The organism is Isoptericola sp. b408, assembly GCF_030588085.1.
Lineage (GTDB): Bacteria > Actinomycetota > Actinomycetes > Actinomycetales > Cellulomonadaceae > Isoptericola > Isoptericola sediminis.
Window position 1 is genome coordinate 457092 of the sequence record NZ_JAUQYQ010000002.1, and the last position, 15018, is coordinate 472109.

General features: G+C 72.6%; 14 protein-coding genes and 6 tRNA genes. 6 read left to right on the forward strand and 14 right to left on the reverse strand.

All coding sequences use genetic code 11. From position 1 onward, the window contains the following. The first annotated feature begins 27 nt into the window (after positions 1-27). Positions 28-261 (forward strand): hypothetical protein, encoded by a 234-nt coding sequence (locus Q6347_RS07750; RefSeq protein ID WP_171248168.1) that lies wholly within the window; start codon positions 28-30, stop codon positions 259-261. A 24-nt stretch (positions 262-285) separates the two neighbouring features. Here Q6347_RS07750 and Q6347_RS07755 read toward each other — a convergent pair whose 3' ends face one another. From Q6347_RS07755 to Q6347_RS07795, 9 genes are all read right to left on the reverse strand, one after another. Beyond that, positions 286-579 carry a hypothetical protein gene (locus tag Q6347_RS07755; protein WP_304604122.1) on the reverse strand — a complete coding sequence of 98 codons (294 nt, stop codon included), beginning with the start codon at positions 577-579 and terminating at the stop codon, positions 286-288. Positions 580-723: 144 nt separating this feature from the next. Beyond that, a tRNA-Val gene (locus tag Q6347_RS07760) sits at positions 724-798 on the reverse strand. A 1-nt stretch (position 799) separates the two neighbouring features. Then, positions 800-875 (reverse strand) — tRNA-Gly (locus tag Q6347_RS07765). Positions 876-1011: 136 nt separating this feature from the next. Then, on the reverse strand, positions 1012-1728 hold the full coding sequence (locus tag Q6347_RS07770) for a flavodoxin family protein (protein ID WP_304604121.1): 717 nt from the start codon (positions 1726-1728) through the stop codon (positions 1012-1014). A gap of 44 nt (positions 1729-1772) precedes the next feature. After that, a complete protein-coding gene (locus tag Q6347_RS07775; protein WP_171248171.1) occupies positions 1773-2060 on the reverse strand; it encodes a DUF2277 family protein in 288 nt (95 codons plus the stop codon). Positions 2061-2070: 10 nt separating this feature from the next. Continuing rightward, positions 2071-3612 (reverse strand): MFS transporter, encoded by a 1542-nt coding sequence (locus tag Q6347_RS07780; protein WP_304607090.1) that lies wholly within the window; start codon positions 3610-3612, stop codon positions 2071-2073. Positions 3613-3724: 112 nt separating this feature from the next. Further along, a tRNA-Val gene (locus tag Q6347_RS07785) sits at positions 3725-3799 on the reverse strand. A gap of 1 nt (position 3800) precedes the next feature. Next, positions 3801-3871: transfer RNA gene (locus tag Q6347_RS07790), tRNA-Cys, on the reverse strand. A gap of 57 nt (positions 3872-3928) precedes the next feature. Then, positions 3929-4001 (reverse strand) — tRNA-Gly (locus tag Q6347_RS07795). A 73-nt stretch (positions 4002-4074) separates the two neighbouring features. On the opposite strand from Q6347_RS07795, the gene Q6347_RS07800 reads away from it, so the two are divergent. From Q6347_RS07800 to Q6347_RS07820, 5 genes are all read left to right on the forward strand, one after another. Further along, positions 4075-5244, forward strand: coding sequence for a chorismate-binding protein (locus tag Q6347_RS07800; RefSeq protein WP_369810819.1), 1170 nt, complete (start codon positions 4075-4077; stop codon positions 5242-5244). A 30-nt stretch (positions 5245-5274) separates the two neighbouring features. Continuing rightward, on the forward strand, positions 5275-5886 hold the full coding sequence (locus tag Q6347_RS07805) for a dihydrofolate reductase family protein (RefSeq protein ID WP_304607092.1): 612 nt from the start codon (positions 5275-5277) through the stop codon (positions 5884-5886). Positions 5887-5891: 5 nt separating this feature from the next. Further along, positions 5892-6758 (forward strand): aminotransferase class IV, encoded by an 867-nt coding sequence (locus tag Q6347_RS07810; RefSeq protein WP_304607093.1) that lies wholly within the window; start codon positions 5892-5894, stop codon positions 6756-6758. Between the two features lie 90 nt (positions 6759-6848). Then, positions 6849-6920, forward strand: a tRNA-Val gene (locus Q6347_RS07815). A gap of 515 nt (positions 6921-7435) precedes the next feature. Next, a complete protein-coding gene (locus Q6347_RS07820) occupies positions 7436-7882 on the forward strand; it encodes a hypothetical protein (RefSeq protein ID WP_304607094.1) in 447 nt (148 codons plus the stop codon). 400 nt (positions 7883-8282) lie between these two features. Here the strand turns inward: Q6347_RS07820 and Q6347_RS07825 are convergent, their stop codons facing one another. From Q6347_RS07825 to Q6347_RS07845, 5 genes are read right to left on the reverse strand one after another with little or no spacing between them, the layout of a single operon-like run. Continuing rightward, positions 8283-8678 (reverse strand): VOC family protein, encoded by a 396-nt coding sequence (locus Q6347_RS07825; RefSeq protein ID WP_304604112.1) that lies wholly within the window; start codon positions 8676-8678, stop codon positions 8283-8285. 36 nt (positions 8679-8714) lie between these two features. After that, positions 8715-9815: an ABC transporter ATP-binding protein gene (locus tag Q6347_RS07830; protein ID WP_304607095.1), complete on the reverse strand. Its 1101-nt coding sequence runs from the start codon at positions 9813-9815 to the stop codon at positions 8715-8717. Next, complete coding sequence (locus Q6347_RS07835; protein WP_304604110.1) at positions 9812-11329, reverse strand: iron ABC transporter permease; 1518 nt, start codon at positions 11327-11329, stop codon at positions 9812-9814. Before Q6347_RS07835 ends, Q6347_RS07830 begins: the two co-directional genes overlap by 4 nt. Continuing rightward, a complete protein-coding gene (locus Q6347_RS07840; RefSeq protein ID WP_304607096.1) occupies positions 11313-12350 on the reverse strand; it encodes an extracellular solute-binding protein in 1038 nt (345 codons plus the stop codon). The genes Q6347_RS07835 and Q6347_RS07840 overlap by 17 nt, the downstream gene beginning before the upstream one ends. Before the next feature lie 14 nt (positions 12351-12364). Further along, entirely contained in the window at positions 12365-14968 is a 2604-nt protein-coding gene (locus Q6347_RS07845; RefSeq protein ID WP_304607097.1) for an AMP-binding protein, read from the reverse strand. Positions 14969-15018: the final 50 nt, after the last annotated feature.

Genomic DNA, 15018 nt, shown 5'->3' on the forward strand with positions numbered 1-15018 from the left:
GTGCCGTCCCGCTGATACACCTGGGACATGATCAAGGACACACAGGAGGCCGACTCCGACCGAGCTCGGGCCCTCCTCGACGAGTCGATCGCTTCCCAGGCGCGGATCGCGCCGCGGCAGCGCTCGGCCACGGAAGAGCACGGTGACCCCCGACCCGGCGGCGACGCGACGAAGGCGCCGCTGTCGCTGTCGCAGACCGTCCTGCGCCCGATGGAGGGCGCCTCGAGCGGACACTCCTGGGACGACCCGGACGAGCTCTGAGACCGCCGACCGGCCAGGAGCCGGTCAGCGCGGAAGCCGGTCGGGGCCCACGGGGATCAGCCGGGGCATGCCGGCCGGAGCGACCTCGCTGAGCGCGAGGTAACGCGCCTCCGCCCTATGCAGGCGGATGTGCTCGTCGAGCGACCACTGCGGCCCGTTGGTGAGCACCATGCCGCAGGAGCAGTCGATCTCGACGGTGCCCTCGTCCGTCATGCGCGTCCGGCCCACGGTGACGTGGGACGCCCGCGCGCGGGTCTTGGCCCGGTGCATCGTCGCGGAGACGGCGGGCGGGCTGTCGGCGGAGTCGTCGGCGTTCACGCCCGCGAGCGTACCGGGCGTCCTCGGGCCGGTCGGAGAGTCGGCGTCCGTCGGCCGACGGCTCGTGGGCTCGCGCGGCGCCCGCACCCACCGACGAGAAGGGCCCCTGTATCGCGTCTCCGCGATACAGGGGCCCTTCTGCGCTGGTGGGCGATACTGGGATCGAACCAGTGACCTCTTCCGTGTCAGGGAAGCGCGCTCCCGCTGCGCCAATCGCCCGTGGAGCGAACGACGAGACTCGAACTCGCGACATCCACCTTGGCAAGGTGGTGCTCTACCAACTGAGCTACGTTCGCACGGCCGGACAGTTCCGAGGACGTGATCCCCGCGTGCCGGTGCCTGAGGAACATTACTGGACCGCGGGTCCCAGGTCCAATTCCACCGGTGTGACCTGGGCCTCCGGCGGACGACGGGCCGAGAGGCCGGGTGCCGTCAGCGGAACTCGGGGTTCGGGTGGTCGAACCGGGTGCCGGCGTCCCAGGCGCTGCGCTGGTTGCCGTACGCGGGGAACCCGCCGGCGGCCCGGAGCATCGCGGCCATGTGCATGAGGTTCCAGGTCATGAACGTGGTGTTGCGCTGGGTGAACTCGTTCTGGGGGCCGCCGGAGCCCTCGTCCAGGTAGGACGGGCCGGGCCCCGCCTCGCCGACCCACCCGGCGTCGGCCTGGGGCGGGATGGTGTAGCCGAGATGTTGCAGGGAGTACAGGACGTTCATCGCCACGTGCTTGGCGCCGTCCTCGTTGCCGGTGATCACGACGCCCGCGGCGCGGCCGTAGTAGAGGTACTGGCCGGCGTCGTTCAGCCGGCCCGACAGCGAGTACAGCCGCTCGACGACGCGGGTGCAGACGCTGGACTTGTCGCCCAGCCAGATCGGCGTGCCGAGGACGAGGATGTCCGCGGCGAGAATCCGTTCGGCCAGCGCCGGCCAGTCGTCGCGGCTCCACCCGTGCTCGGTCATGTCCGGCTGGACCCCGGGGGCGAGGTCGTGGTCGACGGCGCGGATCTCGTCCACCCTCACGCCGTGCCTGCGCATGATCGCGGCGCTGACGTCCATGAGTCCCTGGGTGTTCGACACCTCCGGGGACGGCTTGAGGGTGCAGTTGACGAAGACGGCGCTCAACGCGGAGAAGTCGAGCTCGGGCTGGTCCATGGTCGCTCCTGGGTCTCGACGTCCCGCGGGGACGCCAGGTGACGTCATGCGGTCGCGCTGCTGCTGCGGGCGGCGATCCGCGCCTGCACCTCGGGTCGGCGCAGGGGCGGGACCGTGGCCGGCGGTTGTCGGCGGGCGGGTAGGTCGTCCAGCAGCCGGGTGACGATCACGGCGATCTCGGCGGCGGCCGCCTCGCAGGGCTCGCGGGAGGCCGGTGCGGCGGTGGACGCCACGCCGGTCACCTTCCGCACGAACTGGGCGGCGGCCGCCTCGATCTCCTCCGCGGTCGCGGGCGGCTCGAGGCCGCGCAGGGTGGTGATGTTGCGGCACATGCGATCGACGCTACGCCGGGTCGCCCGGTGCCGCCGTCCGGGTCGCGGTCGATGGCCCCGTCTCGGGCCGGGGGACCGTGTGCACGGGCGCGGCGGCGGCGATCGCGACGTCGACCCCCTCGGGCGTGTGCTTGTCCCGGTAGCCCCGGATCAGCCACACGAGCACGATCCCCAGGGCCGAGACGACGGCCAGCGCGAGGGCGGCTGCGTGGAACCCGGCGAGCAGGGCATCGGTGGCGGACGCCCCGGCCGCGGAGCGGTTCGCGGGGATGCCCGCGTACAGAGCCGCGACCACGGCGGTCATGACCGCCGGTCCGACGTAGCGCGCCATGTTGGACAGGCCCGACGCCCCGCCCACCTCGGAGTGGTCGACCGATCCCGTGGCGACCGAGGAACAGGGATTGTTCGACAGGCACAGTCCCACCGCCGTCATGACGATCGGAACCAGGAACGCCAGGTAGCCCCACGAGGCGCCGGCCAGGGCCAGCACCACGAAGCCGGCCGTCATGACGACGAACCCCGTCCCGACGACGGCGAGCACCCCGAACCGGTGGGTCAGCCCGGGGACCGCCGGGGTGAGGGCGACCATCCCGACGGTCGCCGGCAGGGTGGCCAGCCCGGCCTCGAAGGGGTCCATCCCGAAGGCGGCCGGGTCCTGGAAGAACAGGCTCAGCAGGAACATCATCGCGTTGATCGCGGCGGCGCCGATGAGGATCCCGATCGTCGCCCCGACCAGCCGCCGGTTGCGGAACAGGCCGAGGTCGATCAGCGGGGCGGACACCTTGCTCTCGACCGCGACGAACCCGATCGTCGACGCGACGGACACCGCGAAGCAGCCGAGCGTCTGGATCGAGAGCCATCCCCAGGTCGCGCCCTGGGTGAGGCCGAGGATGAGCGGGGCCAGGGCGAGGGCGATGAGCGCGCTGCCCGCCCAGTCGATCGACCGGCTGCGCGTCGGGTCGGAGGACTCGGCCACCGTACGCAGCGTCAGGGGGACGAGCAGGACCGCGATCGCCGCGTCGAGCCAGAACAACCCCTGCCAGCCCACCGTGTTCACGAGCGCCCCGCCGAGCAGCGGGCCCGCCGCCGCCCCGACCGCCGAGGCCGACCCCCAGTAGGACACGGCCCGCAGCTGCGCGTTCCCGGGCGGTGAGGCGATGGTGAGGATGCTCAGCCCGCCGGCCACGAGCGTGGCCCCGGCGGCGCCCTGGATGCAGCGTCCGACGATGACAGCCCAGCCGCCCGGCGCCAGGGCGATAAGGACGCACGACGCGATGAACAGCAGCAGGCCGCCGAGGAACACCTTGCGCCGGCCGAAGACGTCCCCGAGGCTCCCGGAGGTGACGATCGTGGCCGCCCCGACGAGCAGGTAGCCCGTCACGGCCCACTGGAGGGTCTCCGTGGACATGCCGACGTCGTCGCTGATCGCCGGGAGCAGGATGGCCACGGCGGACGTGTTCGCGTTGACGATGAGGGTGGAGACGCAGGCCGCCGTCATCACGCCGAGCGGTGTCCGGGCGTCGGTGGTGGCGGTGGGCTCGGGCTCGACCATGGGACCTCCCGGGGTGATCCGTCTGGAACGTAGCACCGCTGTCGGCCACTCGCGTGGCACGGATCTCCGGGGAACGCAGCAGGCCCCGGACCGTGTGGTCCGGGGCCTGTGGTGGTGGGCGATACTGGGATCGAACCAGTGACCTCTTCCGTGTCAGGGAAGCGCGCTACCGCTGCGCCAATCGCCCGAGGTGGGTACGGGATTCGAACCCGTGTATACGGCTTTGCAGGCCGCTGCCTCGCCTCTCGGCCAACCCACCTTGAGACTGTGCTCACCGGCTCGCTCGTTGCCGAGATCGCAGGGGAGTGGGCCTCCGAGCGGATGACGAGACTCGAACTCGCGACATCCACCTTGGCAAGGTGGTGCTCTACCAACTGAGCTACATCCGCACGACCGGACCTGGTGCAGGGGTGATCCCCGCGGTGTTCCGGCGCGAGGAAAACTTTAGTGGACGGTGCCCGAATGGTCCAATCGCCTCGCGATGCCTCGCTGGCATACCGTGCAGCCGTGCGTGCACCGACCTCCTGGGCCTCCTTCGCCGGCCGTCTCGCGACCGACGTCGTCGAGTGCGTCGACCTCGAGGTCGCCCCCGAGCGGCTCCGCGACCCCGGGCCCTGGTTCGTCGTCGTCGACTTCGAGGCGTTCGGGCGCGGCGGACGGGCGCGAGCCTGGCGGTTCGCCCACGTCACCGCCGGCGGGCCCCCGGAGCGGGGCGACGACCCGGCGGCGGGCTGGTCCGGCCCGGCCCCGGACGACTGGGCGACGTCGATGTCCCAAGAGGTGTACGAGGCCGCCGTCCGTCGCGTGCAGCAGCACATCCGTCAGGGCGACGTCTACCAGGTCAACGTGTGCCGGGTGCTGAGCGCCCCGCTGCCGGCGACGGACCCCGGCACCGGGTCGGGGGAGCCGGACGCGGCCGCGCTGGCTGCGCGTCTGGCCGCCGGCAACCCCGCGCCGTACGGGGCGGCCGTGCACGTCCCGGCAGGCCTCGACGTCGCCCCCGTCTGGGTGGTCTCCGCGTCCCCCGAGCTCTACCTGGCCCTCGAGGACGGACGGCTGGCCTCCGGGCCGATCAAGGGCACCGCACCGACGGCGGACGGCCTGAGCGGCAAGGACCGTGCCGAGAACGTCATGATCACCGACCTGGTCCGCAACGACCTGCAGCGGGTGTGCGAGCCCGGCACGGTCGAGGTGACCGAGCTCCTCGGCGTGGAGGAGCACCCGGGGCTGGTGCATCTGGTCTCGCGGGTGCAGGGCACGCTGACGTCCGCTGTCGCCGCCGCACCGGACCGGTGGCGTCACCTGCTCCGCGCGACGTTCCCGCCGGGGTCCGTGTCGGGTGCGCCCAAGTCGTCGGCTCTCTCGATCATCGACGACCTCGAGCCGACGGCACGCGGGCCCTACTGCGGTGCTGTCGGCTGGGTCGACGGCGACCGGGCCGAGCTCGCCGTCGGGATCCGGACCTTCTGGTGGGAACGCGGGGCGGACGACGACGGCACGCTGCGCTTCGGCACGGGCGCCGGCATCACGTGGGGCTCGGACGCCGCGGCCGAGTGGCGCGAGACGGAGCTGAAGGCCGCGCGGCTGGTCGGCCTCGCCTCGGGTGACCCCGCGCACCGCCCCGACCGATGAGTCCGAGGTCCCTCGGGCGTCGGCACCGGCATGACGAGGGTGACCTGCGACCTGTCCGTGTCCCTGGACGGCTTCGCCGCCGGACCGCACCAGACCCGTGACCGACCCTTCGGCGACGTGATCGGCACCGGCGAGGTGCTGCACACGTGGCTGCTCGAGCACGCCGAGGACCATCCCGACGAGGTCGCCGGGATTCTGGAGGCCGACGCCTACGTGATGGGCCGGGGCATGTTCTTCCCGGGCACCGGCCCGTGGGACCCGGACTGGACCGGGTGGTGGGGTGACGAGCCGCCGTACCGCGCACCGGTGTTCGTGCTGACGCACCACCCGCGCGAGCCGCTGGTGATGGCGGGGGGCACGACCTTCCACTTCGTCACGGACGGTGCCGACGAGGCGCTGCGCCGGGCCGTCGAGGCGGCCGGCGACGGGGACATCTCGATCGCCGGGGGCGTGTCCACGGTCAACACCTATCTCGCCGCCGGGGCGATCGACGAGCTGCGCCTGCACGTCGCCCCCGTCGTGCTGGACATCCCCGGTGCCACGCGGCTGTTCGACGGCGTCGGCCGGCTGGACCTCGACGCCGTCGCGGCACGGCACGCAGGGGAGGTGACCCATCTGGTGTACCGGCGTCGGGCAGACTGAGCACCATGAGTCTCGTGATCTGGGCCGAAGGTCGGTTGGTCGGAGCCGGGGAGGCCGCGCTGAGCGCGGTCGACCACGGCATCACGGTGGGTGACGGCGTCTTCGAGACGTGCACCGTGTTCGACGGGCAGGTGTTCGCGCTGACGCGTCACCTGGAGCGGCTGCGCCGCTCCGCGACCGGGCTCGGCCTGGAGGCGCCCGACGAGCAGCGGGTGCGCGAGGGCGTCGACGCCGTGCTGGCCGAGGCCGTGCGCCTCGACGGTCCGTTCGACGGCCGGCTGCGCATCACCGTCACCGCGGGTATCGGCCCGCTCGGCTCCATGCGGGTCCCCGGCGCGCAGAGCGTCGTGGTCGCCGTGCAGGACTCGATGATGATGCCCGAGTCGCGCTCGGCCCGTTCCCCGTGGCCGCGCAACGAGCGGTCGCCCATCGCCGGGCTCAAGACGACGTCGTACGCGGAGAACGTGGTGGCGCTCGCGGACGCCAAGGCCAAGGGCGGCGACGAGTCGATCCTGCCCAACACGGTGGGCGAGCTCTGCGAGGGCACGGGGTCGAACATCTTCGTCGAGCAGGGCGGCGAGCTCCTCACGCCGGCGCTGTCCACGGGCTGCCTGGCCGGGATCACCCGGGCGCTCGTGCTCGAGTGGGGCGCCGAGGCGGGGCTGCCGGTGCGCGAGGCCCGGGAGGGCGAGCTGCCGTTCACCGTGCTGGACGAGGTGGCCACGGGCGGCGTGCACCTGGCGCTGACGTCCTCGGGCCGCAACGTCCAGCCGATCACCTGGCTCGACGGCGTCGACGTCGCACCGGGGGAGATCACGCTCGCCGTGCGGGAGGTGTTCGAGAAGAACTGCCGGGAGCGCCTCGACCCGTGACCTGGAGCGTCGTCGTCCGGGTGTGGGCCACGCCGCACCGATCCGGTTTGGAGCAACCCCGGATCTGTGGCTAGTATCGACCACGCACTCGGGCGATTGGCGCAGTGGTAGCGCGCTTCGTTCACACCGAAGAGGTCACTGGTTCGAACCCAGTATCGCCCACCGATGCGAAACCCCGTCTGACCGGCAACATGCCAGGTCAGGCGGGGTTTTTGCGTGTCAGGCTCAGTGACACGACAGGACGCAAACCTCCACGCTGGGGGTTACGTGCCCCCACAGCACCCCCACGGGGAGAGGATGTGGTCGTGGTGAAGCGAGGTTTCGGTGAGATCGAGCGTCGGAAGAACGCCCGTACCAAGAAGGTGACGGGATGCCGCGCGAGGTACCGAAGCTCAGACTCCGATCGTCAACCAGTCCGGAGGCAGATCCACCTCTAAACGGTTCCGCCCTCGGCTTCGGGGGCCTGGACCGCCGCATCGGCGCGCGGCTTCAGACCGGCACCTCTCGGATCTGATGATCAAAATTCACCCCGTAGTCTCCGTGCGGAGGCTCGCCCACGGTGGCGATACTGGATTGGTCGGCACTCAGGCGGAGATTGGCGAGGCTGTCAGACTGGTGCGCGCATTCATCAATTGCGTCGCTGCAAGATTCGTCTGTAATGGAAAGGGGTCGATCGCATGACATCATCAGAAATGCCCACCCGTTCCTTGAATGGCAGCGCTCCGTCGCCCAGCCCGACCGAATCTCCCAGCCCCTCCCCTTCGAGTGGCGCGGTGGCCGGGTCCTCAGGAGCGGAAGCTCTTGATGCCCTGCTCTGGTTTGGGCTGATCGCAATTATTGTTGGTTGCGCGATATATGTGCTGGTCGTCTGGGGCAACAAGGCCAAGGGAATTACATTCATACGTCTGTACGCGCTGATGGTGGTGGCCGTGCTGGCGGCGATCCTTGCTATCACAAACGTCGTCAATGAGTCTACGGCAGCCGCATTTGCTCTGCTGGGAACGATCGCTGGGTATCTGGCTGGAAAACGCGATGAGACGAAGACAACGACGACACCTCCAGCACCGGCATCGGGTAGCTCGCCGCCGGGTGGCGCTTCGATTACGACCGAGGCGGACTTCTAGTGTCAATCAGCGACACGCGCTGAGGGTCCGAAGTGGGCGGGTCCGCCGCGGACCGACGCCACTGACCAGTGGGGCGCCTGATTGGTGGTGGGAACTCGCTCGGGGCCACGACGACGCTTGTCTGCTGGCACGCGCCGCCGCTCGGTGGCGGCCCCCCGCGGACGCCTTGGGCCGTACCTTGCACGGACGCATGACCGGTGATGGCGAGAGCGCGCTCGACGAGGTGGCGCCCTTGATGCGCCGCGATCTCGCCGGGCACTCCTCAAGATGGGCCGACCGGGTGACAACCCTATTGGCGCGCGTCTTCGTGGGCGACACACGAGGGCTCGAACGAGTGACGGTCCGGGCATTCTCGCGTGCGGGAAAGCCTGGGGACCGCTGGGGAGCGGCCGGACCGGGCTCAGGTGAGCTCGGAGATCTCGAACAGATGGCCGTCGGGGTCGCGGAAGAACGCGCGGGTCTCGCCGTCACGAACGTCGGGTGCGGCCAGGAACTCTGCGCCACGGCTCGACAGAAGCTCGTAGAACTCCAGGCAGTCGTCGACGCGGAAGACGAGCTGGGCGCTGGGGCGGTCGGGGTCGGCGGGCGGGGCCAGGGTCACGGTCGGCTTGCCTGCGTCGGGACCCCCGCCGGTCACGAGCAGGATCCAGCTCTCCAGCAGCTGGAGCACGACCGACGTCCCGCCGTACTCGCCGGCCACCCGGGCGTCGAGCACGCGCACGTACCAGTCACGACTGCGTTCGACGTCGGCCACGACGAGCATGTGGGTCAGCGCTGACGCCTCGAAGCGTTCCACGCTCCCACGCTAGGCGAATCGGACCGCCACGCCGCCTCAGGCGGAGGAGGCCACCGGGCTCTCGTCGCGGCGACCGCCGCCGGGCCGGTCGGGACGCGACGGGAAGGCACGGACCGGCCCGACGATGTCCAGCCCGACGCGGTCGCCCGCCTCCGGGGGCTGCAGCCCGACCACCCGCGCGCGGATCCGCTGCTCGGCGGCGCCGTCGCCGAGGGCCAGCTCGACGAGCGCGTCGTGCCCGAAGAACGACACGTGGCGCACGGTGGCCTCGAGCTGGCCGGTGCCGGCCGGGGTCAGGGTGATCTGCTCGGGGCGGAGCATGACGTCCACGGCGCCGCGGGGGCTCTGACCGCGGACCGGCAGGGTGCCCAGCGGGCAGGTGACGCAACCGTCGGTCGCCGCCTCGCCGGGCACGAACACGGCGTCGCCGAGGAACTGGGCGACGTCGGCGTCGACGGGGTCCCGGTAGATGGCCCGCGGGGCCGCCGCCTGCCGGATCCGGCCGGACGTGAGGATCGCGACCTGGTCGGCGAAGGAGAGTGCCTCGTCCTGGTCGTGGGTGACCAGCACGGCCGTGGCGCCGGTGGCGCGCAGCGCGAGCGCCGTGGCGTCCCGGGTGGTGGCGCGCAGCGTGGTGTCGAGCGAGGAGAAGGGCTCGTCGAGCAGGACGAGACCGGGGCGGGGAGCGAGCGCACGGGCCAGCGCGACCCGCTGCTGCTGGCCGCCGGAGAGCTGGTCGGGCCGTCGGTCGGCGACCTCGGCGGGCAGGCCGACCAGGTCGAGCAGCTCGAGCACCCGGTCGTGGTGCCGGCGTCGCGGCCAGGGGAGCCCGAAGGCGATGTTCCCGGCGACCGACAGGTGGGGGAACAGCCCGCCCTCCTGGCGGACGTAGCCGACGCCGCGGCGCTCGGGCGGGACCCAGACCCCCGGCCCGGCGACGGTGCGACCGCCGATGACGGCCTCTCCCGAGCGCGGCTGCATGAACCCGGCGATGATGCGCAGCAGCGTCGTCTTGCCGCTGCCGGACCCACCCAGGACGGCGGTCGTCGTGCCCTCGGGCACGACCAGGTTCACCTCGTCGAGCACGTCGTGCCGGCCGTAGGCGGCCGTGACGGCTCGCAGCTGCACGTCGGTCATCGTTCCTCCAGTATCTGCCGCCGCAGCAACAACGTCAGCGGTACGGACAAGACGATCATGACTGCCGCGTAGGGGGCCGCAGCAGCGTAGTCGAGCGCGCTCGTCTCCCGCCAGAAGGCGAGGGCGAGGGTGTCGGTCCCCGTCGGGGCCAGCAGCAGGGTGGCCGTCAGCTCGGTGCTGACGGCGAGGGAGACGAGCACGAAGCCGGTGAGCACCGACGGGCCGATGAGCGGCAGGACCACCCGCACGAGCGTGGCCGGACCGCCCAGCCCCAGCGACCGGGAGGCCTCCGAGAGCTCCGGCGGCGCGGCGGCGAGACCGGCGCGCAGGGCGACCATCGCCCGGGGCAGGAAGAGGATGGCGTAGGCCAGGACGGTCAGCGCCAGGGTCTGGTACAGCGGGCGGGCCCAGTCGATGGCCAGGGTGACCAGGGCGAGCCCGACCACGACGCCGGGCAGGGCGCTGGCCAGGTACGTGGACCGCTCGAGCAGGACCGTCAGGGCCGACCGGCGGCGGTTGAGCAGCCACGCCCCGGGCAGGGCGGCCACCACGGCCGCCAGCCCGCCGAGCACCGCCAGCAGCACCGTGCTCGCGGTGACGGTGAGGAGGTCGTCGACCAGCCCGTCCCCGATCGCCGATCCCAGCCACCGCAGCACCGTGGCCACCGGGACGACGAGCGCCAGGCCGACGAGAGCGCCCAGCATGACCAGCGCCGGAGCGGTCCAGCCGCCCAGCCGGGCCCGCGTGGCGGGACGCTGGGTGCCGGCACCGACCCGCGACACCCGGCGCCGTCCCCGGGCGACCACCTCGAGCGTGAGCACGAGCAGGCACAGACCCAGCAGCACCGAGGCGAGCAGGCTGCCGGACGCGTCGCTGAACCCCACCGCGTACCGCTGCATGATCGCGGTGGTGAAGGTCTGGAACCGCATCATCTCCAGGACGCCGTACTCGGCCAGGAGGTGCAGGGCGACCAGCAGCGCCCCGCCGCTGATCGCCGGACGGAGCCGGGGGAGCACCGTCCGGACGACGGCCCGCGTCGGGGACAGGCCCAGGGACCGGGCGACCTCCTCCTCGGCGGGGTCGAGCGACCGCAGCAGCGCGGCCACGGGCAGGAACACGAACGGGAAGTACGCCAGGGTCGTGACCAGCGCGGCCCCGCCGAACCCGGTGAGCCAGGGCGCGACCGTCACCCAGGCGTAGGCGCTGACGAACGCCGGCACCGCCAGGGGCGCCAGCAGCAGCGTGCGCCAGAGCCCGGCCCAGGGCAGGGCCGTGCGCTCCACGAGCCAGGCCGCGAGGGTGCCGAGGACCACCGTGGCGGGCACGGTGACGCCCATCAGCAGGCCGGTGTTCCCCAGCAGCTCACCGACGCGGGGCCGCACGAGGTAGTCGACCGCCTCCTCGACGCCCGCGGAGGAGGCGTCGAGGAGGACGACCACCAGCGGCAGGACGGTGAGCGCGGCGACGAGGGTCGCGGCGACGGCGACCCCGCGGCTCCTAGAGGATGCTCGCATCGGTCATGAGCTCCAGGACGGTGTCAGAGTTCAGGGTGAAGGGGTCGACCGGCGGGGCGTCCAGCTCCTCCAGCGTGGGCAGCGCCGGGTCCGACTCGACGCCGGCACCCACGGCGTACTCCATGGAGCCGCTGTCGACGAGCACCTGCTGACCCTCGGGGCTGGTGACGTAGGCGAGGAACTGCTGGGCCTCGTCCGGCATGTCGGACGACTCCAGCACGCCGCCCGCGGAGAGGCTGACGAAGGCCCCCGGGTCCTGCTGGCCGAAGTAGTGCAGCTCGGTGTTCGCGCTGCCCTCCTGGTCCCCGGCCTGGTCGCGGTACCAGTAGTAGTGGTACATGATCCCGACCGGCACCTCGCCGGCGTTGACGGCCTTCATCGTGGCGATGTTGTTCTGGTAGACCTCGGAGTTCTCGGCCAGGGCCTCGAGCCAGGCCCGGGTCTCGGCCTCACCGCGGTCGGCGAGCATGCCGGCCATGATGGCCTGGAAGTCGGCACCGCCCGGGGCAGCGCCCCACTTGCCGGCCCACTCGGGGTCGGCCAGGTCCATGATCGAGTCCGGCAGCTCGTCCTCGCTGATCATGTCGGTGTTGTAGACGAGCACGGTCGAGCGGGCGGCGACCGCCGTCCACCGGCCGGACGACGGCGCCATCCCGTCGCGCACCTGGGCCTGGGTCTCCTCGTCCACCGGGGCGAGCAGGTCGGCGCGCTCCACCACGGTCATGGCGGGGGAGTTCTCCGTGAGGAACACGTCGGCCGGGGAGGCCTCGCCCTCCTCGACGATCATGTGACCCATCGAGGAGTCCTGGCCCTCGCGGACCTGGGTCTCGATGCCGGTCTTCTCGGTGAACGCCTCGGCCCAGGCCTGCGTGACGTCGCGGTGCTGGGAGGAGTAGATCTGCAGCGCCCCGGGCTCGGCCGCGAAGGCGTCCTCGGACTCGCCGTCGGTGCTGCACGCGGTGAGCGCCAGCGGGAGGGCGAGGAGGGCGGCGGCGAGGGGACGGCGGTGCTGACGTGACACGAAGGGCTTCCGTTTCATCGGGTCGGGGGGACGAGGAGGTCCTGGAGCCGGCGGACCGGGCGGTCCGCGAGACGCCAGAGGAGGCAGCCGGCCGCGATCGCGACGGCGGTGGCGCCGAGCGCCGTGGGCACGACGTCGAGGATCTGGAACTGGACGAGGTAGACGTACAGCGAGGCGGCGGCCAGGACGCCGATCACGGGCACCCAGCGGGCGGGCACCCGCACCTCGGGCACGAGGGTGAGCAGGGCCACGCCGGCCAGGACGGTGGCGTTGCGCACCGGGTCGTCGGGGAAGAACGTCGCCCCGCCGACCACCGCGACCGCGAGGGTGAGCAGACGGCGCCGGCGGGTGTCGGCGTGCGCCGCGGCCGCGCCGACGGCGAAGAGCCAGAGCGTGGTCGGCATGATGCCGCGCAGCACGCCCTCGCCGAGCGCGAGCACGACGAAACGCGGCACGAGGGCCAGCACGGCGACCCCGGCCGCGACGAGCCAGGGGTCGCGCCGCCAGAGCCGGGAGACGGCGGGGACCGACAGCGCGGCGGTCAGCACGAGCGTGCAGGCCACGAGCGCGTCGACGAACCACAGCTCGTTGCGGAACCCGTAGGTGACGTCGCCGAACAGCCAGTTGGAGAGCGCGAGGTTGCCCCACCCGTAGCGGTCGTGGGTGATCATGCCGAACAGCACGACGGCCATCGTGGGGACCGCCACGCCGACGAGCGTGCGCGCGGTGGCCCGCCAGCGCCCCCGGGACGTGTCGGCCGACAGGCCGAAGCGCGCCGCGTTGAATCCGGCCACGGCGAGCAGGGTGTGCGCGCCGCCGAGGACGCGGAACAGGTCGGCGTGCGACCCGCAGATGATGACGACGGCGATCGCGCGCAGCAGCACCGACGTCTCCACCGTGCGCCACCCACGACGTCCCCCAGCCGGTGCGGGGTCCGCGGGCGAGGCGTCGGCGCGGGAGCGGTCCAGCTCGGCGAGCTCGCGCAGGGGGCGATGGTGCCAGCCGCGGGGGAGCGGGCCGACGAGCCCCTCGAGCCGGACGGACGCCTGCACGTGGCTGAGCGAGTCACCGCCCTGCTGGACGAAGCTGCGGTCGAGGTCGACGGCGTCCCGGCCGAGCACCTCGCCGACGGCGTGGGCCACCTGGACGGCGGACGGGGAGGCCGAGCCGTTCGGCGCGACCGGGCATCCGACGCAGGTCTCGCGCACCAGGGCGGCGCACCCGCGGCGGTCGACCTTGCCGCTCTGCAGGCGGGGCAGCTCGCCGACGGCGACGGACACGGCCGCGGGGCCGAGGCCGGAGGCCGCGGCGGCGACCTCGCGGGCGCGGACGGCGGTCCCGGTGTCGTCGCCGCCCGGCTCCGGGGCGACCGCGACCGTCAGACCGTCGTCGTCCCCTCCCACGCAGGCGCTCAGCCCGGCGGACTCGAGGGCGGCCTCGACCGGTGCGAGGGCGATCCGCAGACCCATCACCTTGACGAAGCCGGACCGGCGTCCGACCAGCCGCAGCAGACCGTCCGGCCCCACCCGTCCCAGGTCGCCCGTGCGCAGCTCGGTGAGCAGCGGGCCGAGCGCGAGGTCGTCGGCGTGCTCGGCGTAGCCCATCATGACGCCGGGGCCGTGCACCACGACCTCGCCGGCACCGTCGGTGGCCTCGGGCACGGTGGTGTCGATCTCGAGGGAGGTGCCCGGGACGGGGCGCCCCACGGCGTCGGGGTGGTCCGCCGCGAGGGACGGGTCGAGCACGCTGATCCGTGCCGTGGCCTCGGTCTGGCCGTACATGACCGACAGGCCCCAGCCGTGCTCGCGGCCGAGCGCCGCGGTGCGCACCACCCGGTCGGGGTGCAGGCGTCCGCCCGCCTGGGTCAGCAGGCGCAGCGAGGGGTGCGGCCGCTCGAGCACGCCGGTGGACTCCATGAGCTCGACCGTGTGCGGCACGGCCGCCAGCGTCGTCACCTCCAGGCCGTCCACGGTGCGCCAGAACGCCTCGTCCAGGACCGACGCCTCCTGCAGCACCACCGAGGCGCCGACCGCCAGGTGGGAGTGCAGCACGGACAGCCCGAACGTGTAGTGCAGCGGAAGGCTGGTCACGGCCCGGTCGGCCGCGGTCAGCCCCAGGGCCTGGGCGATGGCGAGGGCGTTGCTCGTGAGGTTCTCGTGCGACAGGCGCACCAGCTTCGGCGAGCCGGTGCTGCCCGACGTGCTCAGGAGCAGTGCCAGGTCAGGGTGGAGGAGGTGTGCCGGGTCCGGCGAGGTCACGGTGAACGGCGCGTCGGGGTCACCGGTCGCCCGGACGTCGGGCCGGTACCGGTCCAGGATCTGGGAGGTCCGGTCGTCGTCGGCCGTGACGAGCGCGACGTGACCGGCCTCGAGCGTGGCCAGGTACGCCAGGACCCCGCCCAGGTCCGGGCGCAGCGGCAGGTGCACGAGGCGCCGGCCGTCGGCGACGTCCGGGAGCCGGGCGGCGAGGTCGCCGACGCGTTCGCGCAGCGCGGCGTGGGTGAGGGTCTCGCCGGACGACGTGACCAGCGCGGGCCGGGCCGGCGCCGACACGTCCGCGAGCGCGGGCAGCAGGGTGCTGTCCGGGCGCGGCAGGGCGGCGGGGGTCGTTGTCGGCACGCAGTGAGGTTAGCCTTACCTAGATGCGGAACACAAAGTGGCAGGTGAGA

Bases quoted from the DNA above. Each gene is read 5' to 3' on its own strand.
- Q6347_RS07750 (WP_171248168.1), top strand. From the start codon at position 28: ATGATCAAGGACACACAGGAGGCCGACTCCGACCGAGCTCGGGCCCTC.
- Q6347_RS07770 (WP_304604121.1), bottom strand. From the start codon at position 1,728: ATGGACCAGCCCGAGCTCGACTTCTCCGCGTTGAGCGCCGTCTTCGTC.
- Q6347_RS07775 (WP_171248171.1), bottom strand. From the start codon at position 2,060: ATGTGCCGCAACATCACCACCCTGCGCGGCCTCGAGCCGCCCGCGACC.
- Q6347_RS07780 (WP_304607090.1), bottom strand. From the start codon at position 3,612: ATGGTCGAGCCCGAGCCCACCGCCACCACCGACGCCCGGACACCGCTC.
- Q6347_RS07800 (WP_369810819.1), top strand. From the start codon at position 4,075: ATGGTCCAATCGCCTCGCGATGCCTCGCTGGCATACCGTGCAGCCGTG.
- Q6347_RS07805 (WP_304607092.1), top strand. From the start codon at position 5,275: ATGACGAGGGTGACCTGCGACCTGTCCGTGTCCCTGGACGGCTTCGCC.
- Q6347_RS07810 (WP_304607093.1), top strand. From the start codon at position 5,892: ATGAGTCTCGTGATCTGGGCCGAAGGTCGGTTGGTCGGAGCCGGGGAG.
- Q6347_RS07820 (WP_304607094.1), top strand. From the start codon at position 7,436: ATGACATCATCAGAAATGCCCACCCGTTCCTTGAATGGCAGCGCTCCG.
- Q6347_RS07830 (WP_304607095.1), bottom strand. From the start codon at position 9,815: ATGACCGACGTGCAGCTGCGAGCCGTCACGGCCGCCTACGGCCGGCAC.
- Q6347_RS07835 (WP_304604110.1), bottom strand. From the start codon at position 11,329: ATGCGAGCATCCTCTAGGAGCCGCGGGGTCGCCGTCGCCGCGACCCTC.